Below are 25,457 nucleotides of genomic sequence, written 5' to 3'. Positions count from 1 at the left end.
GGGTTAGCATGCCGCCCCTGAGCAGTCTCCTTAACGCCGCATCGCTTAGCGCTTTCCCGGTCGTGCCTTGTGAATCGCATTCCCAAGAACATCGAGCGCTGCCTCGTGTAGCGACTCTGAAAGCGTAGGGTGAGCAAAAACGGTGAGTGCTAAATCCTCGCTGCTACCGCGATAGGCCATGGTGTTTACAGCCTGACCAATCAGCTCCGAGACATGGGGACCGAGCATATGCACGCCGAGCACACGATCGCTCTTGGCATCGGCAACGACCTTCACCATGCCACTGCTATCGCCACCGGCACGTGCCCGACCGTTAGCGGCAAAGGGGAAGCTGCCGACCTTGTATTTAATATCCGCCGCTTTCAGCTCCGCCTCAGTCTGACCGCACCAGGCAATCTCCGGTTCGGTATAGACCACTGAAGGGATCGTGCCGTAGTCGACCTCGGCGTGGTGACCGGCGATCAGCTCCGCCACCATCACTCCCTCTTCTGATCCCTTGTGGGCGAGCATCGGACCGCGCACCGCATCACCAATGGCATAGATACCATCCACTGCGGTACGGCACTGTCCATCGACCTCGATCGCACCGCGCTTATCGAGCACCACACCACAGTCCTTACTCAGCAGCCCCTTGGTAGTAGGACTGCGTCCCACAGCAACAATCACCTGATCGAAGGTTTCGCTCTCACTCCCCTGCTTCGTCTCGAGCTGCAGCTCAATGCCACCACGTTTCGCCTTGCTACCAACCACGGCACAACCGAAACGGAAATTGAGGCCCTGCTGCTGGTAGAGCTTCTGCGCCTGTCGTGCCATCGGTTTGTCGATCATCGGCAGCAGTCCATCGCAGATATCGATCAGTACCACCTCAGCTCCCAGTCTACGCCAGACACTGCCCAGCTCGAGACCGATAACCCCGGCACCGATCACCGCCAACCGCTTCGGCACCTTGCTCAGTGATAACGCGCCCGTTGAATCGACCACCCGTTTACCATCAAACGGAACCTGCTTGTGTTCGTTTGGCTGCGATCCGGGAGCGAGGATGATCTGCTGCGCGGAGAGGGTTTTCGAACGCCCCTTCTCCAGCGGTACAACCTTCACCTGCTTGTCAGCCAGTAGCTGTGCGCGCCCGGCAATCGAGGTCACCCCGTTGGCCTTAAACAGCGCGGCAATTCCACCGGTCAGCTCCTTTACCACCTGCTGCTTGCGCCCCATCATCTGCTTCAGATCGAGTGTTACACCACTCGTTTTAATACCGTGCTCAGTCAAATGGTGAACGCTCTGCTCATAGAGCGCCGAGGAGCTCAGCAGCGCCTTGGAAGGAATGCAGCCGACATTAAGGCAGGTACCACCGAGTGAACGCTCACCCTGCTCATCGACACCTGCATCGATACAGGCGCTCTTCAGCCCAAGCTGTGCACATCGAATCGCAGCTACATAACCGGCCGGTCCGCCGCCGATAACAATGACGTCATAACTTTCAGTATCAGCCATCTCAAACCTCCAGCAGCAGGCGGGTCGGATCTTCGAGCATCTCTTTAATCGTCACCAGGAACTGCACCGCTTCACGTCCATCGACAATGCGGTGATCGTAGGAGAGGGCCAGATACATCATCGGTCGAATCACAATCTCGTCATTCACCACTACCGCCCGCTTCTCGATCTTGTGCATGCCGAGGATGGCGCTCTGTGGCGGGTTGAGAATCGGTGTTGAGAGCAGCGAACCGAAAACACCGCCGTTGGTAATACTGAAGGTACCGCCAGTGATCTCATCAATAGAGAGCGAACCGGCCTGGGCACGCTGGCCAAAGTCGGTAATGTTCTGTTCGATCTGCGCCATGTTGAGCGTGTCGGCATCGCGTAGGATCGGTACGACCAGCCCGCGCGGCGAACCAACCGCAATACCGATATCGACAAAGCCGTGGTAGACCATGTCGTTACCATCGATCGAGGCGTTCACCTCGGGGAAACGACGCAGCGCCTCCACTGCCGCCTTCACAAAGAAGGACATGAATCCGAGACGTACACCGTGGCGCTTTTCGAACTGATCGCGATAACGTGAACGCAGTGCCATCACCTGCGACATATCGATCTCATTAAAGGTGGTCAGAATCGCGGCACTGCTCTGCGCCTCAAGTAGTCGCTCTGCAATGCGCGCACGTAGGCGTGTCATTGGCACCCGCTTTTCACTGCGATCACCCACCAACGGCTCTGCAGTAACAGCCTGTTGTGATGGTGGTTTAGTTACAGGCTGAGCATCACGACTCTCCAGATAGGCAAGTACGTCCTCTTTAAGTACCCGACCATCCTTACCACTACCACTGATCTGTGCAACATCAAGCCCCTGTTCAGCAATCATCTTTTTCGCCGATGGCGTGAGCAGCGGTTCTTCTGCGGATTCGTCCTCCACCGTCTCGACTGTTGCGCTTGCCGCCGCAGCCACGGGCGCCTTGGCCGCATCGGCCTGTGCAGCCCCGAGCCTGGCAATCAGCTGTCCCGAGAGCACCACCGCCCCCTGCTCTACCAGCAGCGACTCGACTACCCCCGCCTCAAGGCTCGCCACCTCAAACACCACCTTGTCGGTCTCGATGTCAGCAAGCACCTCATCGCGCCGCACACTATCACCGACCTGCTTGTGCCAGGTCACCAACGTACCGTCGGTGACTGACTCGGGAAAATCGGGAGCCTTGATCTCGATACTCATAACTGATCCTTTATTTCATCGACTGACCGAGTGCCTCGTTGACGAGATCCTCGAGCTGTTTTTTATGGAGCCATGCATAACCCACGGCAGGAGCGGCGAGCGAACGACGTCCGACATACTCCAGATAGTTGTCGTGACCAATCACATTTCGCACGTGGTGCTGACTGGCGTACCAGGCGCCCTGATTCTTAGGCTCCTCCTGACACCAGACAAAGCGTTTAGCCTTTTTATAACGCGCCAGCTCAGCACTCGCCTCCGCCTCAGGGAAGGGATAGAGCTGCTCAAAACGGATGATGGCAACGTCGTTGCGTTTACGCTCCTGCCGCGCTGCGCGCAGATCGTAGTAGACCTTGCCACTACAGAGGATGACCTGGCGCACCTTCGCTGGTGATGGATTATCACCATCGGGCAGCACCATCTTGAAGCTGCCACTGGTCAACTTCTCGATCGGACTGGAGGCCTCCGGGTGGCGCAGCAGACTCTTGGGGCTCATCACGATCAGTGGCTTGCGTGCTTTCATCAGCATCTGTCGGCGCAGCAGATGGAAGATCTGCGCTGCTGAACTCGGTACCACCACCTGCATATTGCGCTGTGCACAGAGCTGCAGAAAACGTTCAAGACGCGCCGAAGAGTGCTCCGGCCCCTGCCCCTCCAGACCGTGCGGCAGCAGTAGAACCAGACCACAGAGGCGGTTCCACTTCTGCTCACCCGCACTGATGAACTGATCAATCACCACCTGGGCATTGTTGGCAAAGTCACCAAACTGCGCCTCCCAGATGGTCAGGGTCTGCGGCTCGGTGGTGGCGTAGCCATACTCGAAGGCGAGCACCGCCTCCTCAGAGAGTAGTGAGTTGATAACCAGAAAGTTGGCTTGCTCGTCGGAGATATTACGTAGCGGAACGTAGAGACGGTTTTCACGCTGATCGTGCAACACCGCATGGCGATGAAAGAAGGTACCGCGGCCACAATCCTGTCCCGAGAGACGAACCGGCGTCCCTTCATCGACCAGCGTGGCGTAGGCCATCGTCTCGGCAAAGCCCCAGTCGACCGCCAGCTCACCCTGCGCCATCTTCTGGCGATTATGCAGAATCTTGCCGACACCGGGATGAATTTCGAAGTCATCCGGTAGCTGCTGCATCCGTTCATTGAGCCGTTGGATTCGTTCAAGTGGTACGGCGGTTGTCTCGGGCTCTGCATCCTCAAGCAGGCCGTAGTGGCTCCAGTCGTGGTGGAAGGGGTACTTCGCCTCACCATTGTCGAGCACCGTATCGACCACGCTGTGACCCGCCGCCAGCGCCTCGCGATACTTCTCGATCTCGCGATCAACCCAGTCACCATCAATCAACGCCTCTTCGATCAGGCGGCGCGCATAGATATCGCGGGTGGTCGGCATCTGCCGAATGCGTTGATACATCAGCGGCTGGGTCGCCATCGGCTCATCCGCCTCACTGTGTCCGTGACGGCGATAACAGACCAGATCGATCACCACATCCTTGTGGAATCTCATCCGGTACTCGACCGCTAGCTGAGTGATAAAGATAACGGCTTCCGGGTCGTCGCCATTCACATGGAAAATCGGTGCGCCAACCATCTTCGCCACATCGGTGCAGTAGAGGGTGGAACGGGCATCCTCCTGGCTGCTGGTGGTAAACCCGATCTGATTGTTGATCACGATGTGGATGGTGCCCTTGGTGGAGTAGCCGCGTGACTGCGACATATTAAAGGTCTCCATCACCACACCCTGCCCGGAGAAGGCTGCATCACCGTGGATCAGAATCGGCACCACCTGCTTGCCGTTTTTATCATCGCGCCGCTCCTGACGTGCGCGTACCGATCCCTCCACCACCGGCGCTGAGATCTCCAGATGAGAGGGGTTAAAACCGAGCACCACATGCACCTGACCACCTGCGGTATTGATATCGGAGAAGAAACCCATGTGGTACTTCACATCACCGGTGCCGGTACTGTTCTCCTGCTGAGTCCCTTCAAACTCCTCGAAAAGCTGCGCGGGGGTTTTGCCCATCACGTTGATCAACACATTGAGACGACCACGATGGGCCATGCTAATCGCCATCTCCTTCATCCCCTGCTCACCGCCGCACTGAATCACCTCATGCAGCAGCGGAATCAGTGAGTCACCACCTTCCAGAGAGAAGCGCTTCTGTCCCACGTAGCGACGGTGAAGATAGCGCTCCATCCCCTCTGCTGCTATCAGCCGACGCAGCAGACGTCGACGTTTCTCCTCTTCCAGAATCGGTCGGCCACGCTGTCCCTCCAGATAGTTCTGGATCCAGCGTTTCTCAGCAGTGCTGAGGATGTGCATATATTCGGTGCCAATCGAACCGCAGTAGGTCGAACGGGTGATATCGAGAATCTCGCTCAACGTGGCCCGCTCCGGGCCGACCAGTGAACCGGTGTTATAGAGCGTTTCACAATCGGTATCGGAGAGGCCGTGGTGATCGAGTCGCAGCTCAGGAATATCGGGGATTTCGCGCTGACCGAGGGGATCGATAGCGGCGAGCTGGTGGCCACGGAAGCGGTAGGCGTTGATCAGCTGCAGCACATGCACCTGTTTACGACTCTGCTCCGCCTCCTCCTTACTCAGCTCACAGACGGCGTTGGTTTGACGATTGAAGTGGCGGAACTGTTCACGCACACCATGATGGGAGCGGTCGGGACCATCCGATTCACTGATGCGCTGCTCAAAAAAGGCTCGCCACCGCTCATCGAGCTGATCGGGGTCTTTAATGAAATTATCGTAAAGCTGTTCGATATAGGCGGCGTTTCCGCCATCAAACATCGACGACTGCCACCGCTCCTGAATAGATGGCGGCACCTCTATCGCCGAGTCTGCACCTGAAGATTGTTGCCCATTTTTCTTATCTGCCACGCCTCCACCTTTGCCCCTACGGCGGCATCTTAATCACGGATCCAGCCAGTACCCGCGTTAGTAGTGAACCTAGGCTATGGCAAACATTTGCGCAAGCAATTAATCGACCGATAAATAATCGTTAGCCACCCGATCACAGCACTTCGCTACCAAATAGTGTTTACCGCTACCCAGACCTCTTTAGCTCATACCTCAGAGATTTGACAAACAACGCTAATGAGAATTACAATCATTTACAACAATTCCCCCTGTAAGCCTTGAGAACGATTCGATGAAACAACTCCTCACAGCCATCCTGATGTGGCTCACCCTCCCCGCGTATGCCAGCGAAACTCAACAACTTCTGCAACTGCTCGACTACGTAGGCGTCGACTACGCCGAGGCGGTTGAGAACGGCAAGATCATCAACAGAGGTGAGTACAACGAGATGGTTGAGTTCTCCAGTGCAATCTCAGAATCGATCGCGACGCTACCTTGGAGCGAGATCAAACCGGCGCTGAAAATTGATGCGCAACAGCTGGTCGATACAATCAACGCCCGCCAGCAGAGCAGCGTTATTATTGAACTGACCGCTGCGATGCGTCGACAGGTGATGAACGCCTACGAAGTGGTCTCAGTTCCCGGCAAAGCACCCGACACTCTCCTCGCCCAGCAGCTCTATCAAGAGAACTGTGCAGCCTGTCATGGTGAGACGGGGTTAGGCGACGGCACTGCTGCAAACGGCATGGAACCGGCCCCCACCAACTTTCTCGATATCGAACGCCACCGGCAGCGCACTCTGTTTGGCCTCTACAACACCATCACCCTCGGCGTGAGCGAGACCGGCATGCGCCCCTTCAATGAGCTGAGCGACCATGAGCGCTGGTCACTCGCCTTCTACGTCGGCGCACTCCCTTACACCAACGTCAAAGCAACATCAGAGGGCGTTAACGGACTCAACACCCTTCAGCAGATTACAACCACCACCCCGGCCGATGCCGAATTGCATTTCGGCACCAAGGGTCTGGTCGCACTCTCCACCTACCGCAACCACCCCGGCTCACTATTCAGAGGCAAACGTACGCCACTCACACTCAGTCGAGAGCTGCTTGCATCTAGCCTGCAACACTATGTTGAGGGTGATCATGAACAGGCACAGAAACTCGCCGTCACCGCCTATCTCGAGGGCTTTGAGATGGTTGAGGCGACTCTTTCTCTCAAGGCACCCGAGCTAAGCAAAGAGATCGAGACGGAGATGGGCGCCTATCGCAACGACCTGCGCAAGGATCTTGGCATCAAGCAGGCGACCAAACGTCAGCAGCAGATCGACGTGATGCTCGCCGTTGCCCACGATCTATTGATGCAGAAGAGCCTCTCCAGTGGCAGTGCATTCGGCAGCGCCTTCATTATCCTGTTACGTGAAGGACTCGAAGCGATTCTGGTACTCGCCGCACTGATGGCAGTACTGATCAAGACCGGCCGTCGAGATGGCCTCCCCTACCTGCACGCCGGCTGGGTTCTAGCGGTGATCGCCGGAGCCGCTACCTGGTGGGTATCAACCTATCTGCTCACCATCAGCGGTGCACTGAGAGAGATGAGCGAAGGCATCGCCGCACTCACCGCCGCCGGCATCCTCTTCTTTGTCGGCTTCTGGATGCACAGCAAGACCAACGCCGTACAGTGGAAGAAGTTCATCGACCAGACCATGGGCCGCGCACTCGGTAGCGGCACCCTCTGGTCACTGGCCGGACTCTCCTTCATCAGCGTTTATCGTGAGATGTTCGAGACCATCCTCTTCTACCAGGCGATCTGGGTGCAGACCGATGCTGCTGGCCACAACATGGTCATCACCGGAATGATCTCCGCCACCGCCGTATTATTGGTCGTCGCCTGGCTGGTGATGCGCTACAGCACCCAACTACCACTACGCCAGTTCTTCGGCTTCACCGGCCTGTTCCTCTTCATCATGGCAGTGATCTTTGCTGGCAAAGGGATCGAGGCACTGCAGGAGGCGGGGAACATTCCCAGCGACCCACTAAACATGCCGTTCATTGAATTGGTCGGGTTGTCGAACAACACCCAGGGACTGCTGATTCAGTGTGCCATGATTGCGGTGACTGTTGGTTTGATCTGGGGGCGCAGGGTTCGGAGTAATGCCGTTGCCTAGTTGCCCGTAGTTACAATCATTAAGTAGAAAGGGCCTCTTTTAGGTCCTTTCTCTTTGTGTATTGTTAGTGGCGATGATTCTTAATGTTGCTGATATTGAGTGATGGTTTCATGAGGCACGTCCGTGCGCCTCACCCTTCGGGCAGCTTAACGCTGTGCAAATCGGCAATCCTGCCGATTTGTCGCCTTTGACGGCGAAGTACTTTCTCTTGATGTGGCCAAGAGAAACTAACAAGGAGGTCGTTCCTGCGCATCCATGCGCCCGCGACTTCGTGCATCCCTGCGCATCAAAGACATCCCACGACATTGCCCTACATGTACCCTGCGCTTCTCCGATTTCAGGCGCGAGCAGAAACTCGCTACGCTCAAACAGCTGCTCACTTAACCCTGAAACCGCTCCGATGCTTAGCAATGTAGAGGGGTAACACCGTGCGACGAAACTATTAGCAGGACAAATTCCTACGGCTGCTTCATTACACCGCCACATCAATAATGCTACATTAAACACGACAAATGGACTTCATTACTCAAGGAGGATAGATAGATGCCAAATAGCGACATCACTTCTCACATTAAATCAGGTTCAACGGCACGACTCATTCCAGTCGTAGCTGATTCAAAGAAAGAAGAACGGGCCACATCCGTATTACTTTCAGCGTTTAGGTTCGTACCACAATTTGCTGAATCTGTTTTAGCTGAAGCTGGCGCAAAGATTGGGCAAAGAAGCACCATAAAATGCTATACGGAAATCGTATTCAACAACAAAGACTACAACAACCTTAGACCAGACGTGTTGATAGTAGTAACCAGGGAAAGCAGTCTTGGTCAGCGTTAGTCGAATCAAAAGTAGGTAATAACAATCTCAACAAAGAACAGATTGAGAATTATCTAGATTTAGCAAAGGCTATCGGCGCCAATGCACTAATTACCATTTCAAATCAGTTCGCAACCATTCCAACTCATCACCCGGTTTCTGTTTCTAAAACAAAAACACGCTCAGTCGATTTATTCCATTTCTCATGGATGTCGGTTCTATCAAAAGCAGTGATTATGTCTGACAGCAAAAGTGTCGATGATAGAGAACAATCAATGCTTATGAAGGAGTTGGTTAGATACCTAGACCACCCCTATTCAGGTGTATCGCCAATGTCTAGCATGAACTCTGACTGGAAAGACATCTGCTCACAGATTCAACAGGGAGCCACATTAAAGAAAACTGCAAAAGACGTGGAAATGACAGTTTGTAGCTGGCATCAACTATTTAGATATCTTTCTATCACACTCTCAACATCAACCGGCAGCAATGTTTTAGTTGTTCTTCCCCGAACACACACCAAAGATCCGACAATCAAAGTTCACGATGATGCAAACGAACTATCATTAAAATCCACCCTATCTGACGAACTACACATCCCGAATGCAGCCGCCAATATTTCCGTGACAGCTGATTTCATGAGACGCGTTGTTACCATCAGGATGCGATTAAAAGCCCCTGAAGACAGAACGAAGGCAACCGCTTCAATCAACTGGCTTACCAGACAGCTAAAAGGAGTCGAAGACGATTCACTTATTATCAGAGCAATTTGGCCAGGAAAGACACCAGACACTCAAGCAACGCTTCCTATCGTCCTTGATAACCCAAACACTCTTATTCAAGAAGGGATCAATGACATACCAAAATATCTCGAGGTCACACGAATTATTGATTTGGGCGGAAAATTCAAAGGAGCAAAAGTATTTGTAGAGAACATGCTAACTGTTGTTCCCGATTTCTACCGTGAAATAGGACAAAACCTTAAAAAGTGGGTACCTCAACCCCCAAAGGCAAAGGAAAACACACCATCACAATTAAGCAATGAAGGTGACATTGGCGATTCATCTCACTCTGACACCGCCAAACCAAACTTCATTGCTACTCCACCCCAATTCATATCAAGTGAAATCCTGCTAAAGAAACCTACAAATGAATAGAAAGCGATTGGGAGCAGACCACGGTTTTCATCCCTCGATGCAGAACGAGCATCGCAGTCATTCCAGGATTGAGCGAATAACTGTTTGAGCGTAGCGAGTTGTTATTCGTGCCTGGAATGATGAGAAGCGGAGTGGTCCGCGAAGCGGCAAATCGTGGGTCGGCCTTCTCTTTCGTTAGTTTCTCTTGGCCACATCAAGAGAAAGTAACTCGCCGTAAAGGCGAAACCATCAGCCAAGATCAAGCAACATCCGTAATATTGGCAGAGCAGCCAAAATATCCACAAAAAGGCCTCATTAAGAGGCCTTTATCAAAACTAGTGAACTCCACCCGATCCATCACTCCCCTCCTTGGGGCGCAGCAGATCGATTGGGGTGAAGGTCATGGTCGACTCCGGTACGAAGTCGCGATCGAAGACAAACTGATAGTCGTAGATTTCATCCTTACTCACAATACGCACCTGACGCAGATCAGGAATACGCACCGCCAGATAAGTGAGCATCATTACTGCACGCGACTCGTTGCTCTCTTTAACGGCACGAATCAGATGCAGGGCGGTGAAGTGGGCGCGTTGTAGCGCGTTAGGCTCTTCATAGCGATCACCAGCAAGGGTGATGCCTTTGTTCATCTCGAGATCCATCTTCGCCAGCGCCTCGAGCTGCGACTCAGCCAGTTCGTGACTGCGGTCGTACTCCAGCTGTGAGGCGCCGTCGAGAGAGATGACCAGTTTTTCGGCCATGACCGTTCGGCTTAGATCGAGTAGGGGTCGCGCATGACGATGGTGTCAGCGCGATCTGGACCGGTTGAGATGATATCGACCGGAACGCCGATCAGCTCTTCGATCTTCTTGATGTAGGCCTTGGCGTTATCAGGCAGCTCGTCGTAGTTACGAACACCGACGGTGGTCTCGCTCCAACCGGGAACTTCAACGTAGACCGGATTGCACTTCTCGTAGGCATCGGCACCGATCGGTGGTACGTCGATGATCTCGCCATCGTACTCGTAGCCGGTGGCGATCAGCAGTTTCTCAAGGCCATCAAGCACGTCCATCTTGGTCAGGCAGATGCCGGTAAGGCTATTGATCTGTGCCGAGCGACGCAGGCTGATCGCATCGAGCCAGCCGCAACGACGTGGGCGACCAGTGGTCGAACCGTACTCGTGGCCCTGATCGGCGAGGTGTTTGCCGATTGGATCGTTGAGTTCTTCACCGTCGTAGAGCTCGGTCGGGAAGGGACCGGCACCGACGCGGGTGGTGTAGGCCTTGGTGATACCGAGGATGTAGTCGAGATCGCGTGGACCGACACCAGTGCCGGTCGCCGCACCACCCGCAGTCGGGTTGGAGCTGGTGACGTAGGGGTAGGTGCCGTGGTCGATATCGAGCAGGGTGCCCTGGGCACCCTCGAACATGATGTCTTTACCCTCTGCGCGATACTTGTGCAGCAGACCGGTCACATCGGCGACCATCGGACGAATACGCTCGGCCATCGCCAGTCCCTCATCGAGAGTCTTCTGGAAATCGACCTTCTCCACCTTGAAGTAGTGCTCCAGAGCGAAGTTGTGATATTCGAGTACCTCGGCAAGACGTGCGGCGAAACGTTCGCTATCCATCATGTCGCCAACCTTGAGGCCACGACGAGAGATTTTATCCTCATAGGCGGGACCGATACCGCGACCGGTGGTGCCGATCGCCTTCTTGCCACGCGCAATCTCACGCGCCTGGTCGAGTGCGATGTGGTAGGGAAGGATCAGGGTACACGCCTCGCTGATGCGCAGACGCTTACTGGCGGGTACGCCGCTTGCCTCCAGCATGTCGATCTCTTTGAGCAGCGCATCGGGGGCGAGCACCACGCCGTTGCCGATCATGCACTCAACGCCTTCACGCAGAATGCCCGATGGGATCAGGTGCAGGACGGTCTTCTTACCGTCGATGACCAGGGTGTGTCCGGCGTTGTGGCCGCCCTGAAAACGGGTGACGGCGCTGGCGCGCTCTGTCAGCAGGTCTACGACCTTGCCCTTGCCTTCATCGCCCCACTGAGTACCGACTACAACGACATTCTTACCCATAATCTCTTCTCTTCTCGGAATATGTAAATTCTTGAATTTAGGAGTGTCGTAACGACACAAAACCGCAGCATTCTACCACCAGTTTCAGGCCGGTGCTTAATCGAGCGGTTCGACCACCCAATCACCGCCCTGCTCGACCAGAACTCGGCTGCAGCCCATCGCCTTCGCGTCGCCCTGCTGACCGGAGAGTTCATGGATAACCCGCTCTCTCTGGGCTCGCAGCTCGAACACCTTCTGATGGAAATCACTATCACCATCGGCGGGAGCAAAGATGGCGTTACACTCGGCCGTTGCCGCCTGCTCGCCCAGTGCCACCAGCGTCTTCAGGTCGGCGCTAAAGCCAGTCGCCGGACGCGCACGCCCGAACACCTTGCCGATCTCATCGTAACGACCACCCTGGGCGATCGCCTGGCCACGTCCGGGAACAAACGCCGCGAAGACGATGCCGGTGTGGTAGCGGTAACCACGCAGCTCGGCCAGATCAAAGTAGAGCGGCGTATTGGGCAGGCGCGCCTCCATCATGCGGGCGATGGCGGTCAGCTCATCGAGCGCACCACGCACATCAGCCCCGGCGTGCTCGAGCACCTCCCCGGCCTCCTTCAGCACCGTGGCATCACCATTCAGGTCGGACAGTGCACGCAGCATCTCCTCGACATAATCATCAATCGAGAGCTTATCGAAAAAGGCATCGATCTCCGGCTTCGCCTTGCGCTGCAGCGCCTCAAACAGAGCTGCCTCCTGCGCACCATTGAGCCCTGCCTGACGGGCAAGCCCGCGGAAAATGCCAACATGGCCCAGATCGACATGTACGTTCTGCACCCCGGTGAGACGCATCGTCTCGAGCATTAGACTAAGGATCTCCACATCGCTCTCGATGCCAGAGTGACCGTAGAGTTCGGCACCGACCTGCAGCGGGCTACGGGTGCCCGAGAAACCTTCGGGACGGGTATTGAGCACGGTACCGAGATAGCAGAGACGGGTCGGGAGATCGGAACGCAGACGATGGGCATCAATACGCGCCACCTGTGGCGTCATATCGGCGCGCACACCGAGCAGACGCCCACTGAGCTGATCGGTGACGGTGAAGGTCTGCAGTTCAAGATCGTGACCGGTGCCGGTGAGCAGCGAGTCGAGATACTCGATAAAGGGGGGCATCACCAGCTCATAGCCCCAGCTATTGTAGAGATCGACAACCTGACGCCGCAGCGCCTCTAGCGCCTGCGCCTGTTCGGGCAGTGCCTCATCGATCCCTTCCGGTAGTAACCAGCGATTCTCTTCACTCATAACGAGTCTCTATTACTCAGTTTCGTTTCAAATTTATGTGGAGCAGGCACTATCTCACCAGATAGAGCAGTGCCACGCCAATAATCATACTGACCAGCCCGGTAATGCGCAGGGCACGATCACTCATCTGCACCATCGTGATCAGCGCACGTCTCAATCCATCCGGACTGAGAAAGGGCAACAGACCTTCGATAATCAGCATCAGTGCGGTGGCTACCCACAGGTTGTTCCAGTCAATCATATTTCTCGGGCTTTCGACACAAAAGCCGGGCCACGTGGGCCCGGACTTAATGATCGCCTGATGGGTTGCGCTTAGCGCTTGCCGTTGGCGTCTTTATAGTACTGGAAGAACTCGGAATCAGGCTTCAGCACCACCACATCATCCTTGCTCTGGAAGGCATTTCGGTAGGCATTGAGACTACGTGTAAAGGCGTAGAACTCACCATCCTTCTCATAGGCCTTGGCGTAAATTTCCGCTGCGGTCGCATCACCCTCACCGCGAATCTTCTCCGCCTCACTATAGGCCTTGGCGACGATAACTGAACGCTGACGGTCGGCATCAGCACGAATACGCTCCGCCGCCTCAGCACCACGGGCGCGGAAGTCCTTCGCCACACGTGCACGTTCGGCCTGCATACGCTGGTAGACCGAGTCACTGACCTCACGCGGCAGATCGATACGCTTGATGCGCACATCAACCACCTCGATACCGAACTCGGCTACACCACGGTTCGCCTCTACGGTGATGATATCCATAATCTGAGAACGTTCACCCGAGACCACCTCCTGGATGGTGCGCTTACCGAACTCGCCACGCAGTCCATCTTTGATGATCTGTGAGAGTCGAATGGAAGCCTGGCGCTCATCACCGGTAGTCGCCTTGTAGTAGCGAGCGATATCGGTGATACGCCACTTAACGAAGAAGTCGACGATGACATTTTTCTTCTCCGAGGTGAGGAAACGCTCTGGCTCTGCATCGAGGGTCAGGATACGCACATCGAATTTGCGCACGTTATTCACAAACGGCAGCTTGAAGTGCAGACCTGGCTCGAGGCTGGTATCGACAATCTCACCCAGACGGAAAAGGATTCCGCGCTGACGTTGATCAACGGTAAAAACCGAAAGCCCAACAATCAGCAGCACAACCAGCGAAATGAAACCTATTAGTGATCTATTCTGGAACATTAGCGAACCTCCCGGCTGCGCTGCGTGTCACGGGCGCGTGTACCACTACTTCTCGGTGTCGACGAACCACCCTGCGGCTCAGGACGGTAGCCGCGCGTTGCGCTCTCTCCCGAGTTACCTAGTGCACCACGCTTCATCATCTGGTCGAGTGGCAGATACATCAGACTATTGCCCCCTTCAACATCGATCAGCACTTTGCTGCTCTTGTTCAACACCGACTCCATCGCATCGATATAGAGGCGCTGACGAGTCACCTCAGGTGCCTTCTGATACTCGGTCAGCAGCTGTTCAAAGCGACTTGCCTCACCTTGTGCCTCAGCAATAACAGACTCTTTATAACCGTTGGCCTCTTCACGCTGACGAGCAGCACCACCACGCGCCTTAGGAATAATATCGTTGGCATAGGCTTCGGCCTCGTTCTTGAAGCGCTCCTCATCCTCACGGGCTCGGATCGCATCTTCGAACGCGCCCTGCACCTGCTCGGGTGGCTGTGCATCCTGCAGGTTAACGCTGGTAACAATCAGACCAGTTTTGTACTGATCAAGTGCTTCCTGAATTAGCCCCTTGGTACGGGCGACCACATCGCTGCGACCCTCCTTCAGTACGAAGTCCATCTCCGATCGACCGACCACCTCACGCACGGCGGTCTCGGAGACCTCTTGCAGGGTTAGGTCAGGATCGCGGACACTGAACAGGTAGGCTCCAGCATCCTTCACCTTATATTGAACGGCCAGTTCGATGGCGACGATGTTCTCATCCTGAGTCAGCATCAGCGCCTTCATCGGCACCGAACGGACCTGATCGACATCGACCTTCTCCACCGTTTCGACCGGGAAGGGCATGTGCCAGTGAGGACCGGGCATGGTGGGCGGTTCGGCGAAGGCACCAAAGCGTGTCACCACGCCGCGCTCTGCCGGACCGACAATGTAGACGCCGGAGAAGATCCAGACCACACCGATAACCGCCGCGATCAGACCAAGGCCGATAGAGATACCGCCACCACTGGGGCGAATGGGGGTGGCACCACCGCCGCTACCGCCTCCACCACCGCCGAAGAGCTTGGAGACGCGCTCCTGCAGCTTGCGAACTACCTCATCCAGATCGGGTGGCTGTTGGCCTCCGCCACGTCCACCCCAAGGGTCTTTGTTGTCACCACCAGGCTCATTCCAGGCCATCGTCTACTCCAAGTTATATGACTCGACGCGCCGATCACGGCACGCAGAGATGGGATTCTATTGACCTTGCGCGGCTGCCGCAAGGCGCTCCTCTTTCTCACCGACCGTCTCGATCAGGCACAGGCCCGACTCGCGCTGCAGCCGCTCAAAATCTCGTTTTGGCATATTGATCGAAATACGCCAGCCACCCTGCTCATCGTGAGCCTCATGCTCCACTGCATCGAGCTGAAACAGCTGTGCACGCAGGCGACCCTCAGCAGATGTAAGCACCGTCTCTCCGACCACACGTTCATTGATAAAGTTCTCGGCCAACGCCTCAATCAGAAGCTCAAGCCCCTCACCGGTAACGGCGGAGAGCCACACCCGGCGTACTCGACCCTGCTCATCGCGCTGTATCCGAGGAGATGCATCGGCCAGATCGATCTTGTTAAAGACCTCGATCTGCGGCACCTCATCGGCACCGATCTCCTCCAGTACGCTGTTGACCTCGGCGATGGTGCTGTCACGCTCCTCATCATGGGCATCGATGATATGCAGCAGAAGATCTGCTTCACGCGTCTCCTGCAGGGTGGAACGGAAGGCGGCGACCAGATCATGCGGCAGCTGACGCACAAAGCCGACCGTATCGGCCAACACCACCGAACCGGCCTGCGGCAGATCGAGGCGTCGCAGGGTCGGATCGAGGGTGGCGAAGAGCTGATCTTTGGCGTAGACCGCTGCACCGGTCACCTTATTGAAGAGGGTCGACTTGCCGGTGTTGGTATAACCGACCAGCGAAACGGTCGGTACCTCGGCGCGGTTACGTGCCCGTCGTCCCTGATGGCGCTGACGCTCGACCTTCTCCAGTCGTCCATTGAGTGTCTTGATCCGAGCGCCGAGCAGTCGGCGGTCAGTTTCGAGCTGCGTCTCACCTGGACCACGTAGACCGATACCTCCCTTCTGACGCTCAAGGTGGGTCCAGCCCCGTACCAGACGGGTTGAGAGATGACGAAGCTGTGCCAGTTCGACCTGCAGCTTACCCTCAAAGCTACGCGCCCGCTGGGCAAAAATATCGAGAATCAGACCGGCACGATCAAGCACCCGGCACTGCAGCATGCTCTCCAGATTTCGTTCCTGAGAGGGAGAGAGGGCGTGATCAACCAGCACCAGTTCGACCCCATCACGATCAACACAGAGTTTGATCTCCTCCGCCTTGCCGCTACCGACAAAGTATTTGGCATCGGGGCGATCACGCGATCCAGTAATGGTAGCGACTGGATCTGCACCCGCAGAACGAGCCAGATCCCTGAATTCCTCCAGGGATCTGGCATCGCAATCTGGTGGGATATCCAGATGGACTAGAACGGCACGCTCGCCGCTCCGGGGGCGTTCAAACAAACAGCTCTCCCCCGCGCGACGGCGGAATTGATCGGTTAGACGTTACCCGGCTCAGGAGCGCCGTCATTACCCGCACCGCCCTGACCGTTGGCGCCCGGCTGAAAGCGGACGTTACGTGCAGGTACAACAGTGGAAATGGCATGTTTATACACCATCTGACTAACTGAGTTCTTCAGCAGCACAACAAACTGGTCAAATGATTCGATCTGTCCCTGAAGCTTGATGCCATTGACCAAAAAAATCGAAACCGGTACACGCTCTTTCCTGAGCGTATTAAGAAAGGGTTCTTGAAGCGAGTGCCCTTTGTTCATAATCACTTCTCCTTTTTTTTATATTCATACTGCTGATTCACCACCAACAAAACGAAAAAAATACTAATAATCTCAATAAGTTCCAGAAAAAATTCCATTTACGCCAAGAAAGTCTAGCACAATATATAGACTGTACCCTGCTAGCTTGGGGCAGAAGGTACCATTTTCAACACCTTTTCTACCAGTTTCGGCGCACCGGTCTCAAACCAGACGGCCTGCTCATCTCTACGCAGCCAGGTGAACTGGCGTTTAGCGAGCTGACGGGTGGCAATAATGCCCCGCTCCACCATCTCATCGTAGCTCAGGCGCTGCTCGAGGAAGTCCCACACCTGGCGATAGCCGACACAGCGAATCGAGGGTTTGTTGGTATCGAGGTCACCACGTGCGTAGAGCCGCTCCACCTCGGCGACAAAACCCTGCTCCAGCATCAGGTGGAAACGGAGTGCGATACGCTCCCGCAGCCGCTCACGATCCGTAGGTGCAACAATGACTTTTACTAAATTAAACGGCAGCTCCGCCGCCGCCCCTTTCTCAAAGTGGCTAGTCAGTGACTCACCACTGATCTCATAGACCTCAAGTGCGCGCTGGATGCGCTGCGGGTCATTTTGATGAATACGCGCTGCGGAGATTGGATCTACTACTGCCAGACGGCGATGCATCTCCACCCAGCCCACCGCCGCCGCATCCGCCTCAAGTCGAGCACGCACCTCCGGATCGGCAGCCGGCATCTCTGCCATACCGTGTTCCAGGGCACGGAAATAGAGCATTGTGCCACCCACCAACACCGGTATTCGGCCTGCGGCGGTAATCTCGGCCATCTCACGCAGTGCATCTTCACGAAACTGCGCAGCTGAGTAACTCTCTGCGGGGTCGAGAATATCGATCAGTCGGTGCGGCGCCTCACGCAGCGTCTCGGCATCGGGCTTGGCGGTGCCTATATCCATCTCACGATAGACCAGTGCCGAGTCGACACTGATGAGCTCGCAGGGGAGTCGACGCACCAGCTCGACCGCCAGATCGGTCTTGCCCGAGGCGGTCGGCCCCATGATGCAGAGCGCGGTGGGTCGTTTGCCAGCCATTGGATTAGCGGCCACGCAGGAAGAGCTTGTCGAGCTCGGTATGACTCAGCTGCACCCAGGTAGGTCGGCCGTGGTTGCACTGACCGCTACGTTCGGTCTGCTCCATATCACGCAGCAGCGCGTTCATTTCCGAAATAGTCAGACGGCGATTGGCGCGCACTGAACCGTGACAGGCGATGGTCGCCAGCACCCCGTTCATCGCCTCCTGCAGACGACGACTGGAGCCGTGCACATTGATATCAGCCAGCACATCGCGCACCAGCGCACCGACATCGGCGTTACGCAGCAATGCTGGCAGCTCACGCACAACCAACGCCTCGGGACCGAGCCGGTCGACCGTAAAGCCAAGCCCACTGAACAGCTCCGTCGAACTCTCGGCCAGATCGGCCTCGGCACGGGTGACGTTGAGCGATTCCGGTACCAGCAGCGGCTGGCTGGTAATGCCATCACCCGCCAACGCATTTTTCATCCGCTCATAGGTGATGCGTTCATGAGCGGCGTGCATATCAACCACAATCATCCCCTGCTCATTCTCGGCAAGGATGTAGATGCCGTGCAGCTGCGCCACGGCATAGCCCAGTGGCGGCGTCTCGGTCGCCTCATGCTCACCCTCAACAGCGGCAGGAGCCTGTTCGGTTGTGGTGTGTAGTGAGGCGTAGCGCTCGACCTGTTCATTCACCGCCAACGGCATACGCTGCTGCTGATAGCGTCCGCTCGATCCACCCTGCGACGAAATCGCACCCTGATAACCGTGACTAACAGGCGGCTGCAGCGCCTCACCAGAAGGGGGCTGCTGCTCCGCTCCTTCACCGGGCCTTACCGAGGCGAGTGCCTCGTGGATGGTGCGATAGAGAAAATCGTGCACCAGTCGCTGCTCACGGAAGCGGACCTCGTGTTTGGCCGGGTGGGCGTTAACATCGACAAGAGTTGGATCGAGTTCAAGGAAGAGTACAAAGGCAGCGAAGCGGCCGTGATAGAGCACATCGGCATAGGCCTGACGCACTGCATGACCGATCACTTTGTCTCGCACCGGACGTCCATTGACATAGAAGAACTGCAGATCAGCCTGACTACGCGAGAAGGTGGGATCGGCGATCCAGCCGTGCAGCCGCAGTCCGACCGCCTCATAGTCGATGTGGTGTGCCTGACTCATAAAGGCATCACCGACCAGCGAGGCCATGCGTCGTTGCTGCTCCTCCACTTCTTCGGCAACGCGCGTCTGCCACACCACCCGCTGGTTGTGGCGCAGCTGGATGGCTACCTCGGGACGCGCCATCGCCTGGCGCTTCACTACATCTTCAAGATGGCGAAACTCAGTCTTTTCTGTCTTGAGGAATTTGCGTCGTGCCGGGGTATTAAAGAAGAGATCGCGTACCTCTATAGTGGTGCCGACGGGATGGGCAGCAGGCGCACTCTCCTGCTCCTGTTCGCGCCCCTCGCTGCGCAACATCCAGCCACGTCCCCCCGTTTCGGTTGCCGAGGTAATCTCGAAACGCGATACAGAGGCGATCGCCGGCAATGCCTCTCCACGGAAACCGAAGCTGACCACACTCTCGAGCTCTTCGAGCGAGCCGATCTTGCTAGTGGCGTGGCGACTCAGGGCCAACGGTAGCTCCTCACGTGGAATGCCGCAGCCATCATCGCGGATACGCATCAGTCGCATACCGCCCTGCTCGATATCAATATCGATCCGCGTGGCACCGGCATCGATACTGTTCTCCAGAAGCTCCTTGATCACGGAGGCGGGACGTTCGACCACCTCGCCGGCGGCGATCTGGTTAATTAGTTGTGGGGGGAGACGCTGGATCGACATGACAAGGTTCGTTATTCAGAGTGCCGCTATTCTGCCACAAGCCTGCAACGAATCCCCACCAGCGCGGGGGCATGGAATCAGGTATCGCCCGATGTGGGGATCTTCAACACCTGACCAACACGAATCCTGTCGCCGTTGATACGGTTCGCCTTGCGCAGTGTCGAAACAGTGACATGGTAGCGTGCGGCGATATGACCCAGCGTATCGCCGCTGCGAATGGTGTGACTCTGCGGCTGACGTGAAGCAATGATGGTTCCCGCCGGGGCCTTGTTTGAGAAGTAGGCACGCACCCCCTTGAGAATGGCGGCCGCCATCTTCTTCTGATGGCGTGGATCGCGCAGCTTGCGCTCCTCCTCCGGATTGGAGATGAAAGCGGTCTCGATCAAAATCGAGGGGATATCGGGCGACTTAAGCACGCGGAAACCGGCCTGCTCCACCCTGCGTTTATGCACCCGCCCCAGCCCCTTGAGCTGATGCAGCACCTTGTCACCAACCTCCAGACTCGCCTCGATGGTGGCGGTCTGTGAGAGATCAAGCAGCACCGAGGCGAGCAGATCATCCTTATCGTCGAGACTGACACCGCCTACCAAGTCGGCCGCGTTCTCACTATCGGCCAGCCAGCGTGCCGCCTCGTTGGTCGCACCACGTGAGGAGAGTACGTAGACCGAGGCACCCCGGGCGCGACGGTCGCGGAAGGCGTCAGCATGGATCGAGACAAATAGGTCTGCATTGGCTCGACGTGCCTTCTCGGTGCGTTTGCGCAGACCGACGTAGTAGTCGCCGTTACGGATCATCACCGGCCGCATGCCCGGCTCACGCTTGAGCAGCTTCTCGAGCTGACGCGCAATCGCCAGCACCACATCCTTCTCACGAGTACCACGACGCCCCTTCGCGCCCGGATCCTCACCACCGTGACCTGCATCGATGGCGATCACCAGATCACGCAATGCAGCTGGCTTGGCAAGCGATTTCACCGCCTTGACCGGCACACTCTTCTTCTTGGTGACACGTTCAGCGGCAAATTCCAGGTCGATCACCAGACGATGTCCATACTCCTGGGTTGGTTTAAGCAGGAAACTCTTTGGTTTGGCCTTCTTGGAGAGATCGAGTACCAGACGCAGATCCTTGCCCTTATTGCGCGGTGCGCTACGAATCGAGGCGAGAACCGGGCCTTTCTGCTGACTGAACTTGGTTTTGAGTTTGGTACTCTTGAGATCGATTACGACGCGATCGGGATTGGGCAAGGTAAAGAGGTTGTGTTCGACCGGTGCACTGATATCGAAGACCAGGCGTGTCTTATCGGGGGCATTCCAGAGTCGGAAATCCTTCACCTCGACGGCTGCGGCAAAGCCGGTCGGCGCAATTAACAACAGCAACAGTAGAATGGTGAATCGTTTCATGAATATCTCCGGCATCCTCCTACCGGTATATTTTCACCAATATTATCTACAAAACAGAGAATTACACAACACTTATCAGGTTATGCGTCATGAAATGGGCGCAAGCCTCAGAAAACCAGGGTAACTTTACTTACCATTGCAGGCCGCTGCGATAGTTACACCCACCTCATTTCTCGACTCAAATTTGAGCAGTCGTGCCTCACCAGCATACTCGATGGTAATGACCAGATCGGCCTGCGGAAGAAAGCCTCGACCATGATCAGGCCACTCTACAAATATGACTGAGTCGGGCTCAATCAGATCGCGCAGCCCGAGAAACTCCAGCTCTTCAGGATCAGCGAGGCGGTAGAGATCGAGATGGAATAGTTGGCGACAACCAATCGAATAGGGCTCGAGCAACGTATAGGTAGGACTACGCACCGCCCCCTGATATCCCATGCCACGCACCACCCCGCGCACCAGGGTGGTCTTACCCGCCCCCAGATCACCGACCAGATAGATTGTCGCACCCGCCTGCAGCGCAGCAGCCAGCCGCTCTCCCAGCTGCTGCATGGCAGCCTCACCTTCGATACGCAACGGATTCACCTGGTGGGATTGAGTAGTGTCGGCAGATAGTCGAACAGATCGCTGGCGAGCAGACCACGCTCACCCGAGGCTGCCGCCAGATCACCGGCGCGGGCGTGGATCGCGGTGGCGAGTCGCGCCGCATCGGCGAGACGGAACCCCTGTGCCAGCAGGGCTGCGGCGATACCGGTGAGTAGATCACCCATACCACCCGAGGCCATACCAGGGTTCCCCTCATTACAGAGGGCGATCATGCCATCCTCGGTCACCGTCAATGTGCCGGCTCCCTTTAAAATAGCGCTACCGCCGTAACGGTGTACCAGCTCGCGGATCGCGTGGTGTCGATCGGTCTGCACCTCTTCGGTGTTGAGACAGAGTAGTCGTGCTGCCTCACCAGGGTGGGGCGTCATAATCCAGTTACCGCGATGCGTTGGATCGAGCGCCAATAGATTGAGTGCATCGGCATCAACGACCAGCGGCTGCGAACTTTCAAGCACTCGGCCCAGTAGCTCTGCCCCCCAATCGCCACGACCGAGTCCAGGGCCGATCGCCACCACCGTGGCGCGCTCCAGTAGCGGCAGTAGATCATCGGCATTCTCGACGCCGTAGCACATCAGCTCGGGACGTGCCGCCAACAGCTCGGTACAGTGCTCACGACGAGTAGCGACTGAAACCAGACCAGCACCGCTACGCAGTCCCGCTTCGGCTGCGAGACGCACCGCACCGGCCATACCGTAGTCACCGCCCACCACCAGCAGATGACCGAAGTCACCCTTATGCGAAGTCGCACGCCGAGGTGTGAGCAGATGGGAGAGTCCGTCGTAATCGATACGTCGCCCGGTTGGAACAATATCCTCGTAACACCCTTCGGGGATCATCAGATCATCGAAGTGAAGTTCACCGCTGTGATCAGGGCCAACGCCGGTCATCAGCCCCGATTTGAGCCCTATAAAGGTCAGGGTTACATCGGCCTTGATCGCCGCCCACAGCACCTCACCGTGTTCGGCGTGGAGCCCGGAGGGTATATCGACCGCCAACACCGGCACACGTTCGGCATTGACCACATCAATCGCCTCGCGCCAGATATCAGTGACCTCACGGTCGAGGCCGATACCAAACAGCGCATCGACAATCAGATCGGCGTGTTCAGTCAAACCTGCAGAAAAGGGCTGAGTCGCGATACCCGCCGCGATTGCATCATCGGCAGCGAGCTTTGCATCTCCCTGCAGATTTGCCACCGGTTCGATGGCAATCAGTTCAACACGAAGCCCTGCCTCATGTGCGAGGCGGGCCGCAACATAACCATCACCACCGTTGTTACCACCGCCACAGAGAATTGCGATACGTGTTGCTTCGGTCCAGCGGGTGCGGATCAGACTAAAGATCGCCGCACCGGCACGCTTCATTAACTCATAACCGGGCGTGGCAAAGCTCTCAATGGCACGCCGATCAAGCTCGCGCACCTGAGCGGGGGAGTAGATATTGTAAGGTAGCCGTTTCATGCCAGTAGTATAGTTCCATAACGATGGAAAATTGCCCACCCACCACAGTTAACCTATCCACAGACGAATTGGCGCAGCTTGCGGCATCGATTGCCAACTGGGCCACTGAGCTAGGTTTCGATCAGATCGGCATCAGCGACACCGACCTGCATGTTGCCGAGATACATCTGCAGCAGTGGCTAAAAGCGGGCGAACACGGCGAGATGTCCTACATGGCCGCACACGGCCTGAAACGCAGCCGACCGGAACTGCTCCACCCGGGCACCCTGCGCGTGATTACCGCACGACTCGACTACTGGCCTGAACAGGGTATGCAGTCAGCGATAGATCTACTCGAGCAGGGTGAGCAGGCCTATATCTCGCGCTATGCGCTGGGTCGTGACTATCACAAGCTGATGCGCAAACGACTGCAACAGCTCGCCAAGCGTATCGAAGCGGCGATCGGCAGCCACAACTACCGGGTCTTCAGCGACAGCGCACCAGTACTTGAGAAACCGCTGGCCGAACGGTCGGGGCTTGGCTGGGTTGGCAAACACACCAACCTGATCAACCAACAGAACGGCTCCTGGTTCTTTCTCGGCGAGGTCTATACCGACCTGCCGCTGCCAACCGTAGAACCTGCGGCCAACCACTGCGGCACCTGCCAGCGCTGTATCGAGGTCTGCCCCACCCAGGCGATCACCGCCCCCTACCAACTCGATGCGCGGCGCTGTATCTCATACCTCACCATCGAACTGCAGGGTGCTATCCCACTCGAGTATCGTGCTCAGATCGGTAATCGCATCTACGGCTGCGACGACTGCCAACTCTTCTGTCCCTGGAACCGATTTGCACAGATGAGCCGTGAGGCGGACTTTCTGCCACGCAATGATCTCGACAATGCGAGCCTGATCGAACTCTTCGACTGGAGTGAGACGGAATTTCTGCAGCGCACCGAGGGCTCACCCATTCGACGTCTCGGTCACCAGCGCTGGCTGCGCAATATCGCAGTAGCCATGGGCAACGCTGCCAGCAGCGAATCGATCCGCCAAGCGCTGCGATCCCAGTCCAGCCATCCATCAGAGTTGGTCCGAGAGCATGTAGCCTGGGCACTGTCACAGCAGGGCCAGTAGCCCCATTTGGTCTGCGCTGCGCTTTCCTCTACTATCGGCGCAATAACAATTTGGAGAGAAACATGGCCCTGACCCAACGCCTTGCCGCATTTATCGTGGCATTCGCCCTCCCCTTTACCAGCTACGCCAGCACCGAGCAGCGTGAAAAGATCAAAGAGGCGATCGATGTTGTCACCGAATCATTCTCCATCCCCGAAGAGGGCATCCCACCGGGAATGCTGAAAAACGCCAAGGCGATCGCCGTTATTCCCGGCATGGTCAAGGTCGGTTTTATTATCGGTGGCCGTTTCGGTAGTGGCGTGGTGATGGTGCGCAGTGAGGATGGTCACTGGAGCAATCCCGCCTTCGTCACCCTCACTGGTGGCAGCGTCGGCCTGCAGGTCGGTGCGCAGTCGACCGATGTGATCCTGATCTTCAAGAGCGACAAGAGCCTCGAGAGCATGAAAAGCGGCAAACACACCCTGGGTGCCGATGCCGGTATCGCCGCTGGACCAGTCGGTCGCTCGGCTGAGGCGGCCACCGATACCGAGATGGAGAGCGAGATCTACTCCTACTCACGCAGCAGCGGCCTCTTCGCCGGTGTCTCACTACAGGGCGCCTCATTCCAGTTTGATGATGATGCCAACGCCGCCTTCTATGAGGAGGGGGTCGAGGTCGATGCAATTCTCAACAATCAGGCAACTCCCTCATCAGAGATCGTCGAGCGCCTGCGCTCCACTCTGGAGCTAGGTGAAGCGGCCAAGCTGGAGATGGCTGTCAAAGAGGCTGCCGCCGAGAAAGAGAAACGTGCCGCACCTAAAGCACCCGAATCGAATCCCAATCCAGGCAAGGGCATTCTCGATATCTGAAACCAGAGACGACTATGAACCGCACAAGGCCGGGTACT

Annotated in this window: 21 protein-coding genes; 5 read left to right on the top strand and 16 right to left on the bottom strand. The window is 56.5% G+C overall.

Features of this window, described 5'->3' with window-relative positions:
* Window positions 1-45: 45 nt before the first annotated feature.
* From lpdA to HUE57_RS08135, 3 genes are read right to left on the bottom strand one after another with little or no spacing between them, the layout of a single operon-like run.
* Entirely contained in the window at window positions 46-1,491 is a 1,446-nt protein-coding gene (gene lpdA / locus HUE57_RS08145) for a dihydrolipoyl dehydrogenase (RefSeq protein ID WP_078482991.1), read from the bottom strand.
* Window position 1,492: 1 nt separating this feature from the next.
* Window positions 1,493-2,701 (bottom strand): 2-oxoglutarate dehydrogenase complex dihydrolipoyllysine-residue succinyltransferase, encoded by a 1,209-nt coding sequence (gene odhB / locus HUE57_RS08140; RefSeq protein WP_078482990.1) that lies wholly within the window; start codon window positions 2,699-2,701, stop codon window positions 1,493-1,495.
* Between the two features lie 10 nt (window positions 2,702-2,711).
* Window positions 2,712-5,591: a 2-oxoglutarate dehydrogenase E1 component gene (locus HUE57_RS08135; RefSeq protein ID WP_320416283.1), complete on the bottom strand. Its 2,880-nt coding sequence runs from the start codon at window positions 5,589-5,591 to the stop codon at window positions 2,712-2,714.
* A gap of 271 nt (window positions 5,592-5,862) precedes the next feature.
* Between HUE57_RS08135 and HUE57_RS08130 the strand changes: the two genes are divergently transcribed.
* The 3 genes from HUE57_RS08130 (at window position 5,863) to HUE57_RS08120 (ending at window position 9,707) form a co-directional block, all read left to right on the top strand.
* Window positions 5,863-7,737: a cytochrome c/FTR1 family iron permease gene (locus tag HUE57_RS08130; RefSeq protein WP_078482989.1), complete on the top strand. Its 1,875-nt coding sequence runs from the start codon at window positions 5,863-5,865 to the stop codon at window positions 7,735-7,737.
* Between the two features lie 543 nt (window positions 7,738-8,280).
* Window positions 8,281-8,571 carry a hypothetical protein gene (locus HUE57_RS08125; protein ID WP_174673003.1) on the top strand — a complete coding sequence of 97 codons (291 nt, stop codon included), beginning with the start codon at window positions 8,281-8,283 and terminating at the stop codon, window positions 8,569-8,571.
* Between the two features lie 215 nt (window positions 8,572-8,786).
* Window positions 8,787-9,707, top strand: a complete 921-nt coding sequence (locus HUE57_RS08120; protein ID WP_174673002.1) for a hypothetical protein — start codon at window positions 8,787-8,789, stop codon at window positions 9,705-9,707.
* Window positions 9,708-10,021: 314 nt separating this feature from the next.
* Here the strand turns inward: HUE57_RS08120 and HUE57_RS08115 are convergent, their stop codons facing one another.
* The 13 genes from HUE57_RS08115 to HUE57_RS08055 all read right to left on the bottom strand — a co-directional run bounded on the left by HUE57_RS08115 (window position 10,022) and on the right by HUE57_RS08055 (window position 23,459).
* Complete coding sequence (locus HUE57_RS08115) at window positions 10,022-10,444, bottom strand: hypothetical protein (protein WP_174673001.1); 423 nt, start codon at window positions 10,442-10,444, stop codon at window positions 10,022-10,024.
* An 11-nt stretch (window positions 10,445-10,455) separates the two neighbouring features.
* Complete coding sequence (locus HUE57_RS08110) at window positions 10,456-11,769, bottom strand: adenylosuccinate synthase (protein WP_078482984.1); 1,314 nt, start codon at window positions 11,767-11,769, stop codon at window positions 10,456-10,458.
* A gap of 96 nt (window positions 11,770-11,865) precedes the next feature.
* On the bottom strand, window positions 11,866-13,053 hold the full coding sequence (locus HUE57_RS08105) for an ATP phosphoribosyltransferase regulatory subunit (RefSeq protein ID WP_078482983.1): 1,188 nt from the start codon (window positions 13,051-13,053) through the stop codon (window positions 11,866-11,868).
* A gap of 49 nt (window positions 13,054-13,102) precedes the next feature.
* Window positions 13,103-13,294: a DUF2065 domain-containing protein gene (locus HUE57_RS08100; protein ID WP_078482982.1), complete on the bottom strand. Its 192-nt coding sequence runs from the start codon at window positions 13,292-13,294 to the stop codon at window positions 13,103-13,105.
* Window positions 13,295-13,365: 71 nt separating this feature from the next.
* Window positions 13,366-14,238 carry a protease modulator HflC gene (gene hflC, locus HUE57_RS08095; protein WP_078482981.1) on the bottom strand — a complete coding sequence of 291 codons (873 nt, stop codon included), beginning with the start codon at window positions 14,236-14,238 and terminating at the stop codon, window positions 13,366-13,368.
* Window positions 14,238-15,413, bottom strand: a complete 1,176-nt coding sequence (hflK, locus tag HUE57_RS08090) for an FtsH protease activity modulator HflK (RefSeq protein WP_078482980.1) — start codon at window positions 15,411-15,413, stop codon at window positions 14,238-14,240. The genes hflC and hflK overlap by 1 nt, the downstream gene beginning before the upstream one ends.
* 57 nt (window positions 15,414-15,470) lie before the next feature.
* Window positions 15,471-16,790, bottom strand: a complete 1,320-nt coding sequence (gene hflX / locus HUE57_RS08085) for a ribosome rescue GTPase HflX (RefSeq protein ID WP_078482979.1) — start codon at window positions 16,788-16,790, stop codon at window positions 15,471-15,473.
* A 35-nt stretch (window positions 16,791-16,825) separates the two neighbouring features.
* Window positions 16,826-17,101 carry an RNA chaperone Hfq gene (gene hfq / locus HUE57_RS08080; RefSeq protein ID WP_078482978.1) on the bottom strand — a complete coding sequence of 92 codons (276 nt, stop codon included), beginning with the start codon at window positions 17,099-17,101 and terminating at the stop codon, window positions 16,826-16,828.
* 140 nt (window positions 17,102-17,241) lie between these two features.
* A complete protein-coding gene (miaA, locus tag HUE57_RS08075) occupies window positions 17,242-18,180 on the bottom strand; it encodes a tRNA (adenosine(37)-N6)-dimethylallyltransferase MiaA (RefSeq protein WP_078483041.1) in 939 nt (312 codons plus the stop codon).
* A gap of 4 nt (window positions 18,181-18,184) precedes the next feature.
* The gene (gene mutL, locus HUE57_RS08070) at window positions 18,185-19,993 is read right to left on the bottom strand and encodes a DNA mismatch repair endonuclease MutL (RefSeq protein ID WP_078482977.1); all 1,809 of its coding nucleotides are present in this window, start codon (window positions 19,991-19,993) and stop codon (window positions 18,185-18,187) included.
* 77 nt (window positions 19,994-20,070) lie between these two features.
* Window positions 20,071-21,393 (bottom strand): N-acetylmuramoyl-L-alanine amidase, encoded by a 1,323-nt coding sequence (locus HUE57_RS08065; RefSeq protein WP_078483040.1) that lies wholly within the window; start codon window positions 21,391-21,393, stop codon window positions 20,071-20,073.
* A gap of 126 nt (window positions 21,394-21,519) precedes the next feature.
* Window positions 21,520-21,978, bottom strand: a complete 459-nt coding sequence (tsaE, locus tag HUE57_RS08060; RefSeq protein ID WP_236725644.1) for a tRNA (adenosine(37)-N6)-threonylcarbamoyltransferase complex ATPase subunit type 1 TsaE — start codon at window positions 21,976-21,978, stop codon at window positions 21,520-21,522.
* The gene (locus HUE57_RS08055) at window positions 21,975-23,459 is read right to left on the bottom strand and encodes an NAD(P)H-hydrate dehydratase (RefSeq protein WP_078482976.1); all 1,485 of its coding nucleotides are present in this window, start codon (window positions 23,457-23,459) and stop codon (window positions 21,975-21,977) included. Before HUE57_RS08055 ends, tsaE begins: the two co-directional genes overlap by 4 nt.
* A 23-nt stretch (window positions 23,460-23,482) precedes the next feature.
* Here HUE57_RS08055 and queG point away from each other — a divergent pair, with 23 nt between their 5' ends.
* Both queG and HUE57_RS08045 read left to right on the top strand, forming a co-directional pair.
* Entirely contained in the window at window positions 23,483-24,571 is a 1,089-nt protein-coding gene (queG, locus tag HUE57_RS08050; protein ID WP_078482975.1) for a tRNA epoxyqueuosine(34) reductase QueG, read from the top strand.
* Window positions 24,572-24,633: 62 nt separating this feature from the next.
* Window positions 24,634-25,419: a lipid-binding SYLF domain-containing protein gene (locus HUE57_RS08045; protein ID WP_078482974.1), complete on the top strand. Its 786-nt coding sequence runs from the start codon at window positions 24,634-24,636 to the stop codon at window positions 25,417-25,419.
* The last annotated feature ends 38 nt before the right edge of the window (window positions 25,420-25,457 follow it).

Source organism: Candidatus Reidiella endopervernicosa, assembly GCF_013343005.1.
GTDB lineage: Bacteria > Pseudomonadota > Gammaproteobacteria.
The sequence above is the reverse complement of the archived record's forward strand: the minus strand, read 5'-3'. Positions and strand labels throughout refer to the sequence as shown.